This is a genomic window from Meiothermus taiwanensis WR-220 (assembly GCF_003568585.1).
GTDB lineage: Bacteria > Deinococcota > Deinococci > Deinococcales > Thermaceae > Meiothermus > Meiothermus taiwanensis.
Genome location: NZ_CP021130.1, coordinates 2,559,922 through 2,579,329, shown reverse-complemented (window position 1 = coordinate 2,579,329; position 19,408 = coordinate 2,559,922). Strand labels below are relative to the sequence as shown.

General features: G+C 60.5%; 15 protein-coding genes. 4 read left to right on the top strand and 11 right to left on the bottom strand.

Features of this window, described 5'->3' with window-relative positions:
* Positions 1-4 precede the first annotated feature (4 nt).
* From MTAI_RS12700 to MTAI_RS12650, 11 genes are all read right to left on the bottom strand, one after another.
* The gene (locus MTAI_RS12700) at positions 5-1,222 is read right to left on the bottom strand and encodes an acyltransferase family protein (RefSeq protein WP_036196952.1); all 1,218 of its coding nucleotides are present in this window, start codon (positions 1,220-1,222) and stop codon (positions 5-7) included.
* A gap of 14 nt (positions 1,223-1,236) precedes the next feature.
* A complete protein-coding gene (gene asnB, locus MTAI_RS12695) occupies positions 1,237-3,069 on the bottom strand; it encodes an asparagine synthase (glutamine-hydrolyzing) (protein ID WP_027887680.1) in 1,833 nt (610 codons plus the stop codon).
* Positions 3,070-4,206 (bottom strand): glycosyltransferase family 4 protein, encoded by a 1,137-nt coding sequence (locus MTAI_RS12690; RefSeq protein ID WP_027887679.1) that lies wholly within the window; start codon positions 4,204-4,206, stop codon positions 3,070-3,072.
* A 37-nt stretch (positions 4,207-4,243) separates the two neighbouring features.
* Positions 4,244-6,163 (bottom strand): asparagine synthase (glutamine-hydrolyzing), encoded by a 1,920-nt coding sequence (asnB, locus tag MTAI_RS12685; protein ID WP_245453119.1) that lies wholly within the window; start codon positions 6,161-6,163, stop codon positions 4,244-4,246.
* A gap of 10 nt (positions 6,164-6,173) precedes the next feature.
* Positions 6,174-7,289, bottom strand: coding sequence for a DegT/DnrJ/EryC1/StrS family aminotransferase (locus MTAI_RS12680; protein ID WP_027887677.1), 1,116 nt, complete (start codon positions 7,287-7,289; stop codon positions 6,174-6,176).
* Positions 7,286-7,864 carry an acyltransferase gene (locus MTAI_RS12675; protein WP_027887676.1) on the bottom strand — a complete coding sequence of 193 codons (579 nt, stop codon included), beginning with the start codon at positions 7,862-7,864 and terminating at the stop codon, positions 7,286-7,288. Before MTAI_RS12675 ends, MTAI_RS12680 begins: the two co-directional genes overlap by 4 nt.
* A gap of 2 nt (positions 7,865-7,866) precedes the next feature.
* Positions 7,867-8,811 carry a Gfo/Idh/MocA family protein gene (locus tag MTAI_RS12670; RefSeq protein WP_027887675.1) on the bottom strand — a complete coding sequence of 315 codons (945 nt, stop codon included), beginning with the start codon at positions 8,809-8,811 and terminating at the stop codon, positions 7,867-7,869.
* A gap of 8 nt (positions 8,812-8,819) precedes the next feature.
* Positions 8,820-10,139, bottom strand: coding sequence for a nucleotide sugar dehydrogenase (locus MTAI_RS12665; protein WP_027887674.1), 1,320 nt, complete (start codon positions 10,137-10,139; stop codon positions 8,820-8,822).
* 9 nt (positions 10,140-10,148) lie between these two features.
* Positions 10,149-11,387, bottom strand: a complete 1,239-nt coding sequence (locus tag MTAI_RS12660; RefSeq protein ID WP_027887673.1) for a glycosyltransferase family 4 protein — start codon at positions 11,385-11,387, stop codon at positions 10,149-10,151.
* A gap of 254 nt (positions 11,388-11,641) precedes the next feature.
* Entirely contained in the window at positions 11,642-12,634 is a 993-nt protein-coding gene (locus tag MTAI_RS12655; protein ID WP_376738254.1) for a choice-of-anchor Q domain-containing protein, read from the bottom strand.
* Between the two features lie 586 nt (positions 12,635-13,220).
* Positions 13,221-14,006 (bottom strand): GumC domain-containing protein, encoded by a 786-nt coding sequence (locus MTAI_RS12650; RefSeq protein ID WP_122959143.1) that lies wholly within the window; start codon positions 14,004-14,006, stop codon positions 13,221-13,223.
* A 260-nt stretch (positions 14,007-14,266) separates the two neighbouring features.
* Between MTAI_RS12650 and MTAI_RS12645 the strand changes: the two genes are divergently transcribed.
* The 4 genes from MTAI_RS12645 to MTAI_RS12630 all read left to right on the top strand — a co-directional run bounded on the left by MTAI_RS12645 (position 14,267) and on the right by MTAI_RS12630 (position 19,035).
* Positions 14,267-15,697, top strand: coding sequence for a lipopolysaccharide biosynthesis protein (locus tag MTAI_RS12645; protein WP_027887670.1), 1,431 nt, complete (start codon positions 14,267-14,269; stop codon positions 15,695-15,697).
* Positions 15,698-15,987: 290 nt separating this feature from the next.
* A complete protein-coding gene (locus tag MTAI_RS12640; protein ID WP_223299770.1) occupies positions 15,988-16,980 on the top strand; it encodes an O-antigen ligase family protein in 993 nt (330 codons plus the stop codon).
* Positions 16,955-18,118 carry a glycosyltransferase gene (locus MTAI_RS12635; RefSeq protein WP_027887668.1) on the top strand — a complete coding sequence of 388 codons (1,164 nt, stop codon included), beginning with the start codon at positions 16,955-16,957 and terminating at the stop codon, positions 18,116-18,118. The genes MTAI_RS12640 and MTAI_RS12635 overlap by 26 nt, the downstream gene beginning before the upstream one ends.
* Positions 18,119-18,219: 101 nt before the next feature.
* A complete protein-coding gene (locus MTAI_RS12630; protein WP_223299766.1) occupies positions 18,220-19,035 on the top strand; it encodes a hypothetical protein in 816 nt (271 codons plus the stop codon).
* The last annotated feature ends 373 nt before the right edge of the window (positions 19,036-19,408 follow it).

Sequence of the window (19,408 nt, the reverse complement as noted above, 5' to 3'; positions counted from 1 at the left end):
TTCTCTAATTGGGTTCTGAAGTCCGGGAGGTGCGGGTAGTAGCTGGCTGGGTTTCAGCCTGAGCCTTACGATGAACGCCAAACAAGAAACGGCTGATGGTGCTGTGTTGCACCAACTCGCTCAACAACACGGTAACCACCAGCGAGCCCATCAGCAGCAGCACATACAACCAGCTTACAGGCAGGCTTAGTTTAAGCACGAAATACCCCATCACCACGATCACAGTCTGGTGCCAGATATAAAACGGATACACCCAGTGGCGGGCCCTGTCTAGGAATCCCGAAGGCTTGTCGAGAAAGCGGCGAGCGTAGGTCAGAATGGCAAATATAAGGCTCAGAGCGGCCAGATCTCTTAGCAACCAGTAAAGCTCATGGTAGGTAAGCAGCTCGCTAGAGACAAACAAGTTGCGATGCAGGACAGAAGAGTAAAAATAAGCTTTTAGCAGAATAAGACCCAGGCCTGCCAGCAAAAACTGGCGGCTTTGCCCAAAAACTACCTGCAATAAGCCGGGCCGTAAGTACAGCGCAAAGCCCAGAACAAATAGCTCAAAGTAGAAGCCAAGGTTGGCCAGATCTTCGGCTAGACCCGGATGGGAACCCAATCCCAGAGGGAGCAAAGCCCCCAGTGCCGCGGGTGTGATAACCAGCAACCAGATCCGCCAGGGAGCGGCTTGAAGCCAGATCTCAAGCCGGGCCAGAAAGCCCAGCCCCAGGGGACTGCGCAGGTATAAAAACACCGGCAGGGCCAGCAACGAAAAGTAGAACAGATACAAAAGAAACCACAGATGTTCTGTACGCAAATGGGCAAATAGAAAGGTGCCATCCCCCCACCAGGGGCCGGTTAGAAATTGCCCATAACTACCCTCGAAATGCTGAGGATTTCTGGCATCCAGGGAGAGCTGGCGGATGTATTGCTGGGGTGGCACGATGAGCAGAACCCCCACGACCAAAGGAATAATCAGCCGTTTGAAGCGGTCGGTTGCATAGGTGATGGCGGAAGCCTTGCGTAGTGCGAACACAGTCGCGGCACCAGATACAAAAAACAACAGAGGTAGGCGCACCGTGGTGAGGGCTTCGTTGAAGTAGGTGAGCCATCCGATTTCCGGGCCTTTGATGATCCATGGCCAGCCATCAAACGGGCGTCCGGCGTGAAACACCAATCCCAGGAACACCGCCAGCAGGCGCAGCCAGTCCAGGTAGTGAAGGCGTTTATCTACGCTCATGGCTTTGATACCTGCTATTGAAGCTTTCTGGCCAGCCAGACCAAACTGATGGCCTCGGCCAGCCGGCGCGGGTGTCGCTGCATCTGGGCAGGAGAGTAAGTTTGGGCAAGGTTCAGGCTGGGGTCTAGTACCTCACGCAGCACAGGTTTCGCAGCTTGTATTTGCTCTTGCAGGTGGCTTCCCAGGCCCGCCGCCAGCCAGCCTTGGGTGACGTCGAAGCCCCGCTTGTAGCGCGCGGTGCGTATTGACTCGGGGATTTTGCCCCGTGCCACCTGGCGCAGGGCCCACTTGCCGTAGCCGTGCCGCAGCTTGAGGTGTACTGGCAGGGCCAGGCCCAGCTCGAGCACCCGGTAGTCCAGGAAAGGCAGCCGGCTCTCGATGCTGTGGCCCATGGAGTTGCGATCCTCGTAGCGCAGCAGGGTGGGCAGGCTGTACCGGGTGACATCGAGCATCTGCCTGAGCCAGGGGGCCTGGCGATGGTTTGTGCCAAGCGCCAACCGCACCGAAGGCAGCCGCAAACTTCCTTGAGCGGGCCCGCCCAAATAGCGCTGGCGGTTTTGCCAGAACAGGCCCAGCTTGTACATTTCTGCACTCAGGAGCTGGGCCAGCCCCACAGCAAAGCCCGCTAGCTCGAGGTACTGCTTCTGGGCGAGCAGGTAACGGAGCTGGAACAGGAAAAACTTACGGTAGCCCATAAAGCCCTCGTCGCCCCCCTGCCCGCCCAGCAGTACCTTGTAACCTTCGCTGCGGGCTGCTTGGTAGACAAAGTTCTGGGCCAGGATGCTAAGGGTAGGGAAAGGGGCCTCCTGGGCCGCCAGGGTTTTTTCGAAGGCCTGGACGAGGCGCTCTTTAGAGAGTTCGGGCCAGACAAAATGCACATCAATGCCAGCTTTCTGGGCCAGTTCCTGGGCCAGGGGGCCCTCCGAACGGGGGGCCTGGGGGTGGCCGTAGCAGAAGCCCACCACCCGCTCGTGCTGTTGTGCGGCCAGAGCTGCTACCAGGGAGGAGTCCAGCCCGCCCGAAAGCGAGATGGCCAGCGGCACATCGGAGCGCAGCCGCAGTTGAACGGCGCTATGTAAGGTGGCCTCGAGCTCCTCCAGCAAGTCTTTTTCCTGCAAGCCCCTAAGCGCTTGGATTTTCTGCTCGACCCGGCTTTTCAGGTCGTAGTAGGGCCGGGGTTCAAGGCTGGGCCGGTTGAGCCTTACGCAGGCGTGGTGCCCGGCGGGCAGGGCGTGCAGGCCCTCATAGGGCGTTATATCGCTATCGTCCTCGTAGACGTAGTAAAAAAGCCCCCTGCTGACGTATTCCAGGTTGGGAGAGAGGCCGAAGTGCCGGGCTAAGGCCTCGCTTGAAGAAGCAAAAGCCAGCACGCCATCGCGCATCAGATAAAACAGGGGTTTAACCCCAAAACGGTCGCGCACCAGCCAGAGCTGCCCTGCCTGGGTATCCAGCAGGGCAAAGGCGAACATCCCGATAAAGCGCTCCCAGGCCGCCGGGCCCCAGGCCTTGTAGGCTTCCAGGATCACCTCGGTGTCGCCCTGGGTTTGAAAGCGGTGGCCCTGGGCCTGCAGCTCGGCGCGCAGCTCGAGGTAGTTGTAAATTTCCCCGTTGAACACAATGCAGTAGCGCCCGCTGTGATCCCACAGGGGCTGGTTGGAGTGCTCCGATAGATCGATAATGCTCAGGCGGTTGTGGCCCAGCACCAGCTGGCCGGTGGGCTGGGGCAGCTCTACTACGGCCTGGTGGTCGGGGCCCCGCGCAAGCTGGCTGTTCACAACTGTACCGACCAGCCTGCTCAGCTCCGGCATGGGCTGGCTGGTTGAGAATGCTCCGGCAATACCACACATTCAGGCCTCCAGGTGACCCGCTTTATACAGGCGCTGGTACAGCGCTGTAAGCCTGGCGAATTCCACGCCCCAGTTGAGCCGCTCGAGAACCAGCTGCCGCCCGCGCCGCCCCATGGCCTCGGCCTCGGCGGGGTGCTCGAGCAGCCAGCGGATGGCCTCGGCAATGGCTTTGGGATCGCTGGGATCGACGAAAAGGCCACAGGAGGCGTCGCCGATGGAGCGCCGCCAGAGCGGGAAATCCGAGGCCACAAAGGGAATCCCGGCCATCATGTACTCGTAGAGTTTGGTCGGTTGCGAGACCAGAAAGCTGGGGATGGGATGCAGCACGGCCAGACCAATGCGGCTGCTGGCTAAAAGCTCGAGGGTCTCGGGGCGGTTTTTGTAGCCCAGATACTCGGTGTAGCGGTAGCCGGGGTGCTGCTCGGCCTCGGCCTGCAGGCCTGGCGGGGCAAAAGCCCCAATCAGGGTCAGGCGAACCTCCGGGTTTTGCAGGTGCTGCATGGCCCCCAGCATCTCGAACAGCCCGCGCACCGCGGTAATGCTCCCGGCGTACAGCACCCGGGCGGGCCGGTTCTGGTAGGATGGGCTGTCCAGGGCGGCAATTTCTTGGGGGTGTGGGAAGTTTTGCAGCAGGATGGTTTTGTGGGCCGGAAAGCGGGCCGCAATGGGCTCGGTAACCGTCACAATTCCGCTCAGCAGACGGCCGGCCAGGCGCTCCAGCAGCCGCATGCCGCTGGCAACGAGGCCACGCAGAGGCTTGGGAATCCAGTTCTTACTCAGAATGTCGGTGGGTACGTCCTCGTGGACATCGTAGACCACTTTTTTGCCCTGCAGGCGCAGCAGCATTCCTACAGGAATCAGCTCGGGGTCGTGGAAATGATAGATGTCCCCCCGCTCGGCCAAGGCCTGCTTATATACGGCCCAGGCTGTGCCCAGCATCCGGCCCAGGCGGCCTTTGGTCTTTGTAACCGAGCGTACCTGCACCCCCTGGCGCACCTCGTCTCGCTCGTGGGGTGCGACCAGCACGACCGGATAGCCCGCCTGGGCCAGACTCACGCACTCTCGATGAAAAATACGGACATCGAAGGGGGGGTGGGCCGAGGTGAGGTGAACGATCTTGGGCAGGGGCTGTGGCATGGTATTACCTGGGGGGCGCATGGGTTACCTGGGCTGCTCAGTCGAACTGCACATGGAAAGCCCGGGCCCAGGCGATCAGATTAATCCAGCGCCAGACTCTGGAGTCGAAGGGCTTGCGTCCGGCCAGAATGGCCGCGAATTCCTCTTTTACAGCCGTCTGCTGGATGGGGTGTATCCGGCCCAGGGTTTCGGAGTCCAGCAGCTGATGAACCCAGGGGGCCAGTTGGTGCAACCAGTGCTGCTCGGGCGTGGCAAACCCCACCTTGTCCTTGCGATCCAGGATGGCCTGGGGCACCAGACCCTGCATGGCCCGACGGAATACGGCCTTGGTCTGTCCCTGGGGCGAGAGGATGTAGGCTTCGGGCAGGTTGAGTAGCAACTCGACGAGCTTGGGGGTGAGGAAGGGCACACGGCTTTCGATGGAGTGGGCCATGGAGTTGCGGTCTTCGTAGCGCAGGAGCTTGGGCAGGCTGGTTTCCCTGAGGGATTGTAGCAGCTCCTCGCGCAGCACCTCCGATCCGTGCTGGCTGCGCGGGGAGGCCATAGGGACGCCCCGCTCGGCAAACCAGGCGGCGTTGAGCCAGGCGGGGGCCAGATCCTGTCCGATTAGGCGTCGGCCCAGGGGCTGCCAGCGGGGGGGTATCAGAAATCCAAGGGCGCTTTTCCAGGTGTCCTTAAGGGCGGGCTCGAGCCGGCTGGCCCGCAGGAAGGCCAGGGCCTCGAGCCAGCGCCCCTGCCGCACCAAGGAGGCCAGGCGGGCCCCACCGTACACCGCATAGCCGGCCAGCACCTCATCGGCCCCCTGGCCGTCCAGCATCACCTTGATACCGGCCTCCTGGGCCAGGCGGAACACCCGGTACTGGGCGTAGATGCTGGTGGAGCCGAAGGGCTCGCCCTGTACCCGTACTAGCTCATCGAGATCGGCGACCAGCTCAGGGGCGCTGGGCTTGACCTTGTGGGCCCGCACCCCTGCCGCCTGGCCGACCAGGTCGGCCCAGTGCTCCTCGGATACGCCGTTATCGGCCACGTAGGTAAAGGTGTGCAGCTCGAGGCCCGGCTCGAGGTGGCGCATGGCCGCCACGATGGCCGAGGAGTCGATGCCCCCCGAAAGCGCCGCGCCCACCGGCACATCCGAGCGCAGGTGCAGCCGCACATTCTGCAAAAACTGTGCCCTTACGGCCTCGGCGGCCTCTTCGAAGGAGAGCTCGAGGGGGTTTTGCAGGCGGGGCTGCCAGTAGCGCTGGGGTTCGGTGAGTTGCAAGTTATTCAGATCCAACCGCAGGTAGTGCGCCGCCGGAAGCTGCCGGATATCCGAGAAAAGCGTCTGGGCCCCGTCGTCGGTCAGGCCAAAGCGCAAATAGCGGTACAGGCCCTCGGGGTGCACCTGCCGTCCCACCCCCGGCAGCTCCAGCAAGACCGGGATTTCCGAGGCAAAGCCCACACCCCCGGCAAAAGCGCAGTAGTACAGCGGCTTGATGCCAAAAAAGTCCCGCACCAGGTGCAGGCTTTGCTCCTCGGTATCCAGCACCGCAAAGGCGAACATGCCCACCAGGCGCTGTAGGCAGGCCGTACCCCAGTGCGCCCAGGCCATGAGCAGCACCTCGGTGTCGGAGTGGGAGCGGAAGCAGTGGCCCAGGGCTTCTAGCTCCTGACGCAGCTCGAGGTAGTTGTAAATTTCTCCATTGAACACCAGGTGGTAGCGCCCGTCCGGGCTCGACATGGGCTGCCAGCCCAGCTCGGACAGGTCGAGGATGGACAGCCGCCGGTGCACCAGCAGCACCGAGCCGGGGGCCTCGTCCCAGGCCTTGCCCCGGCGGGCCGCGCCGGTGGGGCTCCAGACCAGCCACCCCCGGTCGTCCGGGCCGCGGTGGCGCAGGCCCTCCAGCGCCCGGCCCGCCCAGTTCAGGGTGCCCGGCTTATTTAAGGCGAGACCGGCAATGCCACACAAAAGCGCCACCTCCCTCGATCTAGCCCTGCAAGGCGGCTCGCACGGCTTCAATCACGGCCTGCTGGGTTTCCGGCTGCATCTGCGGCCAGATCGGCAGCGAGAGCACCTCGGCGGCGGCCCGCTCGCTTTCGGGCAGGTGCAGCCCCAGGGGCTGGTAGATGGGCAGCTTGTGCAGGGGCACCGGGTAGTAGACCATGGTGCCGATGCCCAGCTGGGCCAGCCGGTTCTGTACCGCATCGCGCCGGTTGCCCAGAATCCGCACGGTGTACTGGTGGAAGACGTGCCCCGGGGTCAGGGCCGGGGTGAGGAGGCCCTCGAGGCCGGCCAGGCCCTGGTTGTAGCGCTCCGCAATGGCCCGCCGGGCCTGGTTGTAGCGCTCGAGGTGGGGTAGCTTGACCAGCAGGATGGCGGCCTGCAGGGTGTCCAGCCGCGAGTTGTAGCCCACCTGTTCGTTGTAGTACTTCTTGCGCGAGCCGTGGGCCCGCAGCATCCGGGCCTGCTCGGCGATGCTCTCGTCGTCTGTGACCAGCAGGCCCCCGTCGCCGTAGGCCCCCAGGTTTTTGGAGGGGAAGAAGGAAAAAGCCCCGGCGTGGCCCAAAGTTCCGGTAAAGCGGCCCAGGGGCTCGTAGCGCGCACCAAAGGACTGGGCGCAGTCTTCCAGCACCTTTAGCCCGTACCGCTGGGCAATCTCCAGAATCCGGCGCATGTCCGCTGGATTCCCGTACAGGTGCACCGGGACGATGGCCTTGGTCTGGGGGGAGATAGCGGCCTCGAGCCCGGCAGGATCGAGGTTGAAGCTCTGGGGGTCGATGTCCACAAAGACCGGCCGGGCCCCCAGGAGGCTGATGGCCTCGGCGGTGGCGAAAAAGGTAAAGGGGCTGGTGATCACCTCGTCCCCAGGCCCCACCCCCAGGGCCCGCAGGCCGATGATCAGGGCATCGGTGCCGGAGTTCAGGGCCACGGCGTGTTTAACCCCCAGGTACTGCGCGAGCTGCTGCTCGAGCTCTTGCACCTCGGGCCCCAGGATGAACTGGGTCGAGCGCAAAACCCGCTGGATGGCCGCGTTGAGCTCCTCCCACAGCTCGTCTACCTCTGCCTTCAGGTCGAGGATGGGAATCTGGGTCAGGGTGCTCACTTAATCCTCCGTACTTCGAGGGGGCCCACCTTCTGGTAGACATGCCCCTGGGAGTCGGTTACGGTGTCGCTTTGGCTGAAGTCCAGGCGGTCGCCGTAGGCGCTCATCCAGCCGATGATGCGGGCCGGCACACCGGCCACGATGGCGTAGGCCGGTACGTCCTTGGTGACCACCGCCCCCGCCGCCACAAACGCCCCTTCGTGCAGGGTTACGCCGGTCACGATGGTGGCGTTGGCCCCGATGCTGGCCCCGCGCTTGACCAGGATGCGGCCGTAGTCGGCGGAGGTGTTGCGGGGAAACTCGCTGCGCGGGGTTAGCACGTTGGTAAAGACCATGCTGGGGCCGCAAAACACGTAGTCTTCCAGAATCACCCCCTCGTAGACCGAGACGTTGTTCTGGATCTTGACCCCGTTGCCGATGATCACGTTGTTGGCCACATACACGTTTTGCCCCAGGGTGCAGTTCTCCCCGATGACGGCTTTGGCGCTGATATGGCAAAAATGCCAGATCTTGGTGCCGCGGCCAATCTGGGCGCCTTCATCCACAATGGCGGTCTCGTGCTTGAAGTAGTCCATAGCTATTGTTTGACAGTCTGAAGGAAGGGGTGCATGGTGGCGGTGCGATCGGATAAGGGCAGGGTGCGGATCCGGGCCACGGTGGCGATGGCCTCGTAGGTATCCTCGAGGCCGAAGCCCTGGCCGGCCAGGGTGCGCTCGTAGACGCGGGTGTGCAGCTCGGTAAAGCCCTCGGAGAACTCGATTTCCTCACCGTCTAAGCGCATGGAGCGGTAGGTGCGCTTGCCCTGGGCCCGCAGGGCCGGAGGTACGTAGTTCACGTCGATCGAGAGGAACCAGCGCACCTGGGCCCGCTCGAGCTCGAGGTAGCCCGCGGCCACGGTCTCGTCGCGGCGGTGCACCTCCACCTGCTCCACCTTGCCAAAAAGCCAGGCGAGCATATCGAAGAAGTGCACCCCGATGTTGGTGGCCAGGCCCCCGGACTGCTCGGTGCGGCCCTTCCAGCTGCGCAGGTACCAGGTGCCCCGGCTGGTGATGTAGGTCAGGTCGAGCTGGTATTTGCGGGAAGGCTGGGCCTGCAGGCGGGCGTGCAGGCTCTGCAAAGCCTCGTGGGTGCGAAGCTGCAGGATGGTCCAGACCCGCCGCCCGGTCTCGGCCTCGAGGTCTTTGAGCTCCCGGATCTCCTCGGGGTGGAGCACCAGCGGCTTCTCGCAGATGGCATCGGCCCCGGCCCTCAGGGCCATGCGGATATGGGCGTTGTGCAGGTGGTTGGGGCTGGCGATGCTCACGTAGTCGACCTGCATTGGGGTGCCGCGCAGGCGGTAAAGGTAGTCCTCGAACAGCTCGGGCTGGGTAAAGAACTCGGCCTCGGGGAAGTAAGAGTCCAGGATGCCCACCGAGTCGAAGGGGTCGAGCGCGGCGACGAGCCGGTGGCCGGTGTCCTTGATGGCCTTGAGGTGGCGGGGGGCGATGTAGCCCGCTGCGCCGATGAGTGCAAAGTTCTTCATACTTCCCCCTAGAGCAGCACCACGTTGTCGGCTTTGATCCCCCGGGTGGCGTAGCGGGTGTCGAGCACCGCTTTGGACAGGGCCACCACGCGGGCGTAGTCCACGTTGGAGTGGTTGGTGGTGATGATCACCAGGTCGGCGTTTTGCAGCAGTTCGTCGGTTAGCTCCACGCTGTCGGCCACAAAGCCGTGTTCCTCTACGTGGGGCGTCCAGCTATCGTGGAAGACCACCTCGGCCCCCCGCTTTTGCAGGAGCTTGAAGACCTCGATGGCCGGGCTTTCGCGGTAATCGTCCAGGTTGGCCTTGTAGGCCATGCCCAAAAGCACCACCTTGGCCCCCCGCAGGGGCTTGCCGTGCTGGCTCAGCACGCGAGCGGCCTTGTCCACGGTGAACTCCGGCATCTTGCGGTTGATCTCGCCCGCCAGGTTGATGAAGTGGGTGTTGAAGTTGTACTCCTTGGCCTTCCACTCCAGGTAGTGCGGGTCGAGGGGGATGCAGTGGCCGCCCACGCCGGGGCCGGGGTAGAAGGGCATGATGCCAAAGGGCTTGGTAAAAGCGGCGTCCAGCACCTCCCAGACGTTCAGATCCATGCGGTCGCACAGCAGGGTGAGCTCGTTGACCAGGGCGATGTTCACGGCCCGGAAGGTGTTTTCGAAGACCTTGACCATCTCCGCGGCCTTGGCGCTGCTCACCGGCACCACATGGAGGATGGTTTTGCTATAAAAAGCCACCGCCACCTCGAGGCTCTCCTTTCCCACCCCGCCCACCACCTTGTTGGTGTTCTTGGTGGTGTAACGGGCGTTGCCGGGGTCGACCCGCTCGGGGCTGTGGGCCAGGAAGAAGTCCTGGTTCAGCTTGAGGCCGCTCTCTTCCAGGATGGGCAGCATGACCTCCTCGGTGGTGCCGGGGTAGGTGGTGGACTCGAGGCTCACCAGCTGGCCCCTTCGCAGGTACTTGGCAACTTCGCGGGTCACGCCCTCCACGTACTGCAGATCGGGCACCAGGTTCTTGGTCAGGGGGGTGGGCACGGCGATGACGATCACATCCAGCTCGGGCACCACTTCAAAACCGGTGGTAGCCCGGATCAGGCCCTGGGCCACCAGGTCGCGCAGCTCCTCGTCTTTGACGTCGCCGATATAGTTCTGCCCTTGGTTGATCATCGCCACCCGCTTGGCGCTGCGGTCGATGCCCACCACGCGGTAGCCCACCTTGGCCTTCTCCACGGCAAAGGGCAGGCCCACATAGCCCATGCCGACCACGCCCACCACGGCGGTTTTGTCCTCAATGCGCTGTAACAGAAGGGTTTTGGGATCTACAACGGTCTGCATACGCTCTCCTTACACCGGAACTTTTTCGGCCTTGGGTTGCTGGGATTGAAGCTGGTACAGCCAGTTTTCGATGAGCACCGACCAGCTCAGGTGAGTTTCCACGTAGCGCCGCCCGTTCTGGCCTAATTGCTCGGCCAGGTGGGGGTTTTGTACCAGCATTGTGATGTTGTGGGCCAGGGTGGGGGCGTCCTCAGGGAGGCTTACCAGGCCGGCTCGAGCCCCCTCAATCAGCCGCGCTCCTTCTCCCTGCCCTGCATACAGGATGGGCTTGGCGCAGCTCATACCGGCAAAAATTTTGACCGGGCGGGTCATCTCGAACAGCGGCGAGTCGCGCAGGGTGGAAAGGCCAGCCACGGCCAGCGAATAAAGCCGGGCGATGTAGGCGGGGGGCTTTGGATCCAGGAAGCGCACATTGGCAAGCCCCATCTCCTGGGCCAGCTGCTTCAAGCGGGGTTTCTCCGAGCCGTCGCCGATGAGCACCAGCACCACCTGCGGGTCGGTCAGGAGCCGGGCGGCCTGCAGGGCCACCTCCAGGCCGTGGGCGTAGCCGTGGTTGCCGGCATACAGGATCACCTTTTTGCCCTCGAGGCCCAGCTCTCGCGCCAGGGCCAGGTCGGGCGGCAGGGGTTTGAAGAGATCGGTATCCACACCGTTGGGCAGGTAGAGCACCTTGTGCGGGGGCACCTTTTTCTCTTCCAGCAAGACCTTCTGGATGCCCTCGGTCACCGCGGTGATGAAGTGGGCCTGGCGGTAGCTCCAGCCCTCCAGACCTTCGGCCAGGCGCAGCAAAAGGCCTTCCTTCATCAGGCCGAGCTGGCGCACCGAGTCCGGCCAGAGATCGGCTATGTTGAAGATAAAAGGCACGCCAAAGCGCCTCGAGGCCAGGTAGCCGGTCAGGCTCAGGAACAGAGGCGGCGATTCCACAAAGATGTAATCGGGTTTTTGAACCTTTAGCAGTCCACCCAGCGCGCTCAGCACAAAGCTAAAGTAGTTAAGCAGCCGCTTGGGGCCGGTGCCCATGGCCGGGTAGATCCAGGTGCGTACCACCCGCACCCCTTCCCAGTCTTCCTCGAGCCAGAGTTTGCCGCGGTAACCATCAAACACATGCCCGGTGGGGTAATTGGGCATGGCCGTTAGCACCTCTACCTGATGCCCTAACCGCACCAGCTCGCGGATGACCGAGGCCAGCCGTACCTGGGCTGCCCCAATTTCCGGGGGGAAGTACTGGGTTAGAAACAGGAAGCGCACACAACCTCCGGTGAGGCAGTTCTGAGATGGTGGAAGTTTTCCTGGCCAGCGCTGGCTGGGCCTGGTGAGTGCCGTCTTTGCGAACTAGGTGCGCGCGCCGCACCATTTGCGACTTCCGTATATAGCTTGCTCATCTTACGTAGTGTAGTTAGTTTTATGCTTCCGGCCAGGTTTTTTTGACGCAATGACCGTTACAGATTCACCTCTAGGTATGTGAACTCAACGCTTCATGAGAGGTCGGCAGGTAACGGTATTTAGCGGGTTTCTATGGGGCCAAGGTCGGGGGCTATCCCCAGGATGCGGGGGTGGCCCATGAAATCAAAGCCAGGTGCAGCCTCACGAATGCCTTTGTCAATGGCTGGGCTATCGTTGCTCAGATAGTAGTTGCCGGAGCCATCGGCTTTGAATTGAACAAAGCGGGGATCTTCGTTCAGGCTGTTTTGCTGGCTGCTGGTGAGCAGAGCCCAGTTGGTGGCGTTGTTCCAGACCAGGTTGTTCAAAAATCGGTTAACCCCGGTGTTGTTTTCCTCGCTGATGCCGCGGGGGTTGCCCACCACAATGTTGTTGGCCACCAGGAAGTTTTCAGCTTTGTTGCCGAGGGTATTTTCGCCCGAGCCCACCGAGATGCCGCCGTACAGGTTGGCGAAGGAGAGGTTATGGGTCATCACCACAGCCGTAGCGGCCTGCCAGGTGGTGATGCCAAAGCCCCGGGCGCGGTAGATAATATTGTTCTGAATGATGCCTTTGGGGCTTCCTTGGTAGATGCCGTGGATGCGGGTGCAGGGGCCTGCGGCAAGATCGCCTATATCATGCACCAGGTTGCTCAAAATGCTGGTGTTGCTGGCGTTGGGCTGGCTGGCGTTAATCCCCGCCCCACCGTTGGTGTCACACTGGGCACGGATGCCGTAGATATGGTTGAAGAGGAAGCGGTTGTAAGGGGCCCAGCTGATGATGCCGCTGTTGGTGGCGTTGGTAACTTCAAACCCTACGATATCCACGTAGCTACCGCGCACATCAATACCGAAGAGATTGCCCTGGGCGTTCAACTTGGCGCCCCAGCGGGTATCGGAGGCGATGGTGATGCGCTGGCTGGGGGTACCGGAGACGGTAACCTGGACGGACTCGTTGTAGGAGCCTGGGAGCACCCGCAGGACGTCGCCGGGCTTGAGCCGCTGGACGGCGAAGGAGAGGGTGGCCCAGGGGCGGTCGCGGGAGCCGTCGTTGGTGTTGCTGCCGCCGGGGCCCACGTAGTAGGTGGGGCCGCTGGGAATGCTGAACAAGCCATACGAGGTGTCCGGGCTGGGGATTGGGGTGTTGTGCTGAGAACTGGTAATGCAGGCCGCAAGCAAAACAACCAGGAATGCCACCACCCAGATCAGGCTGATATGCCTAACCGATGGTTGAGGGATATGGGGGGCAATGGATTGTTTTCTCATAAGCACCACAACGATTATCAAGCGAATACACGTGGTACACCAATATAGCCATTTGCCTCTGGACAACACAACCATCCCCGGATCTGTGGTGGATTTTTGGCCCAGGTACCTCAATTACCGGATTCAGAAAGATAGTTATACCGGATTCAAAAACATAATCTCCAAACACAAAAACATTAAGAGGCTATCTTTTTGAATCCTAGAGCACTCCCTTCGGTCGGGTTAGTTCGCCACCATTCGGTAACGAACTAACCGAATCCGGTATTATCCAGGGTAAAGACCATCAGAGGCCAGCTTTTTGCATCCTCGAGCCCACCCCTCGCTACGCTCGCTGAAGAACGCGTATCCCTGCGGTCAGGTTGGTTCGCCGCCGGAGGGCATAAGAATGCTTTTGCAGCTACCCGGTGGGGCCTAACAACCGGTCTCGAACGGCCAGCAGGATAAATCCGAGCAACAGGGTAGAGATGGCAGCAATGCCTGCGGTGAGCAAAGGACGCGGCCAGATGGCCTCGGTGGGTACTTCGGCCTGGGCTAGGAGTGAGAGCTGGCCGGTGGCGCTGTTTTCCAGCGAGCGTATGATTCCTAGCTCACGTTCGAGGCTGGTGCGTAGCTCACGCAGCACGGTTTGGTCTGTGCGGTTGTTAGCCTGCGAAATTTGAATATCTACCCAACGGATCCGGTTTTCTAGCGAAATGCTGGCGCGTTTGAAGTTGTCTCGAATCAGGGCTTCTTCCCAGGTGCGCAGGGCTTCAGCCCAGGCGTTGGCTAAGTTTGCCGAGCGTTGGGGATCGTTATCACGAGCGCTCAATACAAAAACAGTGGAACTCGAGCCTACCGTCTCGATAGAGCGGATACGCAATTTTTCTCGCACTTTCGCTACTTCGTTTGGTAATACGCCAGGAAAGCGACGGTTCATCTGCTCCAGTACCAGCGTTCCGTAGGCAGCTTCGCGGTAGGCGGCTGCGGCGAGGGGCTGGAACCGCGGTGTGCTGATAGTAGAACCTAGTTCAACCGGCTGGGCTGAGAGCAAACGGGCCGAGGCTTCGTAGACACGTGGCTGGGATACACTCAGCAGGTAAGCTACTACTGCAATTAACACCGAAACCCCTAGCAATACCCACATGTAGCGGCTAAAGCTCAAGAGTAAGCGATCGAAATCATTGATGCTGGATGTGCTTCTCATTGTGTTTCCTCGAGTTCTCAGCCGAACCTAATGGCCGGGAAACCCCACCTTTTGGCCAGCCCGGCCCCTGCGGATTCAGCCTAACCGTATTACCGCACGAATGCCAGCGAAAACAACCCAACGCCCCCAGAAATAACTCCTTCTACAAGAGATTAACGCTTGGGGTTACGCAGAAGAACCAGTGCCCGCAACTAAGCTGTGTACCATTGAGGCAGAAGTGCTCCTGAGCCGGGGCAAAACCGAAATCCTCACGGCCTTATATGACCCGGATCAAAAGTTTTCTGACGCAAACGTCTTTTGTGGGGAACGCGGCCCTGCTGGCCAGCAGTACGGTGCTGGGCCAGGGTCTGGTCGTTCTGGTACAGCCCCTTCTGACCCGTGTATATAAGCCGGAAGATTTTGGCTGGTGGGCCTTGTATGGCTCCATCCTTTCTTTGGCCGCAGTGGTGATCAACCTTCGCTACGAGCAGGCCATCCAGCTACCCAAAGAGGAGCGAGAAGCCCGTGGGCTTTTGCTAATTGCAGTGGGCGTTGGCCTGGGCTTGAGCCTGCTGATAGGTGGGTTTTTTTGGTTTTTTCGGGATGTCTTATCGGTGTGGTTGGGTGTTCCAATCCCAGGCTGGTTCGCGGCCCTAGTGGGGGTGGGGCTGGCTTGCATAGCCCTTATGCAATCGGGCAGTATGTGGGCCTTGCGGTTACAGCGCTTTGGCGTACTGGCCCAGACCAAGTTTCAGCAAGGCTTATGGCAGGCTTTGACCCAGGTGGCCCTGGGGCTGCTTGTTAAGGGGCCAGCGGGGCTTTTACTGGGCGACGTCTTCGGGCGCTTGGGGGGGGTTCAGGCTTTGTGGCGTTTGTGGCCCCGGAGCCTCGAGGGCATCACCTGGCACACCTTGCAACAGACGGCCCGCCGCTACCGGAGTTTCCTGGTTTTTGGTACCAGCGCGGCTTTGCTAACGGCGGCCAGCTTTCACCTACCATTTATTTTGTTGACCGCTTTTTTCGGCACTGCTGCGATGGGTCAGTTTAGCCTGAGTTACCGCCTTACCACCATTCCGGTAACCCTGGTGGCCCAGTCCATTGGGCAGGTTTTTTTTGCTCGTGCTGCCGCAGCCCGCGAGACCCCCGAGCTGGCCCAGCTCACTGTCCGAACTGCCACCATGCTGATAGCGGTGGGGTTGCCGATATTTGGTGCATTGTTTGTGGTCTCGCCCCAGGCCTTCCCTCTGATTTTTGGGCCCAACTGGTACGAAGCCGGGGTGTATGCCCGGTTGCTGGCGCCATACCTGCTTCTTTCCATTGTGGCCCAGCCCCTTTCCACTTTGCTAACTGTTAGGGAATGGCAGCAAACCTTGCTGGTTTTTACTGTCTTCGAACTGGCCTTGCGCATGGGAGCCATCTACTTGGGTATTGCCACCCAGCAGATGTACTGGGCAGTCTTTTTGTTCGCCTCGAGCAGTGCCCTGGTGGCTGGAATGTCACTGGCCCTATTTTTCCGCGCAGCCGGGGCACGCTGGGCCGATTTTGGGCGAAGTCTGCGCAGGTACGTCTGGCTCAACCTGCCGGCTTTGCTGCTGCTTTGGGGGCTTACCCACTGGGTTGCCGGCTGGAGCCTGTTGGGCCTAACAGTATTATTAGGCGCTATAGTCCTGTTTTTTACTGCCAAAGAACTCAGAAAGGAAGGTTTGATATGAGACTGGTTGCGCCAGTAACGGCGGCCTTGTTGTTCCCTTTGTGGTCTTGGCTGGCCTTCCCACAAATTTTGCTGTACCTATACACTTTTAGCCTGCCGCTCGAGGGAGTTTTTGCTATCGAAGGGGTGTTCACCTTATCCAAGGCGCTACTGGGTTTATTTTTGCTTTCTTTGGTTTTTCAGATCAGGCGCCCGAAAATCGCCTGGTTTCCGGCCCTGGTTCTCACATGGCGGTATATTCCTCGATTGCGAATTTCTATACTCGCGGTGGTACTGCTTTTTTGGGCATGTTTGAGCTATTTTTGGTCGGCCGACCCATCAGCTACTTGGGACAAGCTGCAGGCCCTGGCTCAGCAACTGGTGGGGGCCTTGGCCATCGCTTTTTTTATTATGGTGCGGCCCAATACTCTACAGCCTACGCTGTTCTTTTACTCGCTGGGGGCCAGTATTGCTGCGCTACAGGGCATCTTCAACTATCTGCGTAATCCGTTGAGCCGCACTACCTTTACGGGAGCAGCAGATGCCGCCGATTTTGCGGCAGTGGTTTTGTTGGGTTCCCTGATAGCAGTGGGGCTGTGGTTGACCACAAAAAGCCCCTGGATGCGCTGGTATAGCATGCTTTGCTTTGCCTTGTGCACTTTAGCGGTGGTGCTTTCGGGCACCCGCAGTGCTTGGGTAGCCATCATAATTACCCTGGCGCTGGTGGTGCTGCCCCGCCTGGGTTGGCGGCAGTTTCTTTCGCTGGGTGTGACCTTTGGCTTGGTGGGCCTGGCGCTGTTTCAGCTGCCAGCGGTCAACCAGTTCCTGACCTCCCGCATTACCTCGGCAGCCGAGGATGGGGGGGCAGGTCGAACCGCTATTTGGACGGTTGGATGGTACATTGCACAACAAAATCTCATTTTTGGACATGGACTGGGCACCTTTACAACTTTGTTTGGACAGGGGATTGCCGCTGAGTCTGACCTCGAGTCCATCGACACCTACTACATCACCGATGGCCGGGGCGCTCACAACATCTACCTCGAGCTCGTTAGCGAGGTGGGTCTTATAGGACTGGGTATATTTCTGGCCTGGATGTGGGTGTTGCTGCAGGTAAGCTTACGGCAGGCAGTGCATCCAGATCTGATTCTGATCCTCAAAGCCTGTCTCCTGGCCTACCTGATTCAGGGGGCATTTTTAGGGATTCTGGAGCGCAAGTACCTCTGGCTAACCATTGCGCTTCTACACGGTCTGGCCATGATGGTTCGAGGTGGCAGCTATGCGCGTGTTGTTTCTAAGCCCTGATTTCCCTTCGAATGTACACCCTTCGGCCTGTATTTTTGTGCAGACCCAGGCCCTGGAGCTACAGCGCCTGGGGGTGCAGGTAGACGTGCACGCGCCCATACCGCTGGTACTGCCGGGAATGGCCCGGCTCAAACCAAACTGGCGGGCCTATGCCCAGATTCCCAATCGGTATGACGTGGAGGGTGTTCGGGTGTTGCGTCCTCGCTACCTGGCCTTCCCGAATGAAAATCTTTGGGGGTGGCCGCACCGATTAAAAGTCTTCTCGCTGCCAGCGCATCCCTGCGATCTGATCCACGCCCACTTCGCCCATCCCGAGGGAACCCTGGGTCTTTTACTCAAGCGCCGCTGGAAGAAGCCGCTGGTGGTTACGCTGCACGGCGACGACGCCAACACCTACCCCGAGCAGAGCCCCCGTTACCGTAAATACTACGAGCGGGTGCTGGCCCAGGCCGACCTGATTCTGGCGGTAAGCGATGGAATCCGTCAAAAAGCCCAGGCCCGCACCCAGCGCCCGGTGCTGACCCACCGGGTGGGCCTCAGACTGCCGCCAATACAAGAAAATCCCGACAAAACAGCGCTTCGCTCTCAGCTTGGCCTTCCCCAGGATCGCTTTGTCTTGCTGTTTGTGGGCACGCTGGTGCAGTACAAGGGGGTGCTCGAGCTCTCCGAAGCCTTGCGTCAACTCGACGATGAGGGGGTGCTGGCTGTATTTATCGGCGATGGGCCGCTGCGTGATGGTCTGGGGGGTACTTCTCGAACGCAGCGTATTTTATTGGGCCAGCAACCCAATGCGGTGGTACGCCGCTACATGGCCGCTGCCGATGCGCTCATCCTGCCCTCCTACCGCGAAGGATTGCCCACGGTGGTGGTGGAAGCCGGTGCGGTGGGTCTGCCGGTGATCGCCAGCAACCGGGGGGGTACACCCGAAATTGTGACCCCCGAGACCGGTTACCGCCTCGAGGAGATCAGCCCGGCAGCGATTCTGGCGGCCATCGCCCAGGTGCGGAGCAACCCGCTGGAGGCCCAGGCCCGGGGTGAGCGCTTGCGGCAGCACGTCTACCACTATTACGATGCCAGCCGAAATGCACAGGCACTGGTACAGTTGTACCGTCAGCTGCTCGAGGGAGCGTTGAGTTGAGTATGCAGGCACCTTCAACACCTTCAAAGTCTCTCAAACTTCAGCAGGCTTTGCGGTCAGGTTGGCATCGCTTTTACTCCGACTTTTTACTCCCCAGTCGGGTGCATGAACTGCACAGTTTGCTCGAGCAGGCCCTGGCCCAGGGCTACCAGGTGCACTCCATCGCTTCCATCTGGGAAAAGATCAAGGCCGGGCAGCTTCAGGATGGCCCATACCTGGTTTTGCGGCTGGACATTGATACTGACCTGCGTACCACACGGGCTTTGTGGCGGGTTGTGCGCGAAATGGGTGTGCAGGCCTCGTTTTACTTTCGACTCTCCACCCTGCATGTGAATCTGATGCAGGAGATTCACGCCGCAGGCAGCGAGGCCAGCTACCACTACGAAGAGATCGCTACCTACGCTAAACGCCACCGCCTCAAAAGCCGTGCCGAGGTCGAGGCCCATATGCCTGCCATCCGGGCTTTGTTCGCAGAGAACTACCGCAGGATAAAGGCCCTCACCGGTCTGCCCCTGCACACGGTGGCCTCGCACGGCGACTGGCTCAACCGCCGGTTGGGGGTGATCAACCACGAACTGCTGCAAGACCGAGGCCTGCGTGAAGAGCTGGGTATTGAGCTCGAGGCCTACGATCTGGTCTTGCTGCAACACTACACCCAGCGTTTTTCTGATGGGGCCTACCCCAACCTATGGCTGGACGGCAACCCCCTCGAGGCCATCCACGCCGGTCTTCCGTTTGTGGAAATTTTGCTGCACCCCCGGCACTGGAGGGCCAACATCCCTGTTAATTTGCAGGACAACCTGCGCCGCTTGGGTGAGGAGTTGGCCTACCGCCAATCCTGGTGCTTTTGTCTCAGCAGGCCGCTGATCCCTCTGTGGCCCATAGTTCAGGGCGGTTTTTTGGAAAGTGTATTCTGACCATAACCAACTGGCTACCCCAGCTCGGACGCAGGTTGTAATTCCTGGACGCAAGAAGCGTGGAAACCTGGTAGGGCCGGTTAATATTGCTGTTTTTGAGCATCTTGCCCATAGGCTGGATTGGGCCGAACAAAGACAGGCTGAGTAAACTGCATCGTTATCGGGGCGTTAACCGCCAGTACTTTTCTGGTCAATCGGCCAGGCGTTTGGTTTGTAGGTTGCTGGCCGTGTTAAAAGCGCCTGGCTGGGTGGCTGGATGGAGATTGGCGAGCCGGGCTTGAGCGGCGTTAAGCCCCTGGGTCACGGCCGTTTCTTACGGTGCCAACGAGCATTTTCAACCCATTTTTTATGGCTATACTCAGGGCCTAGGATC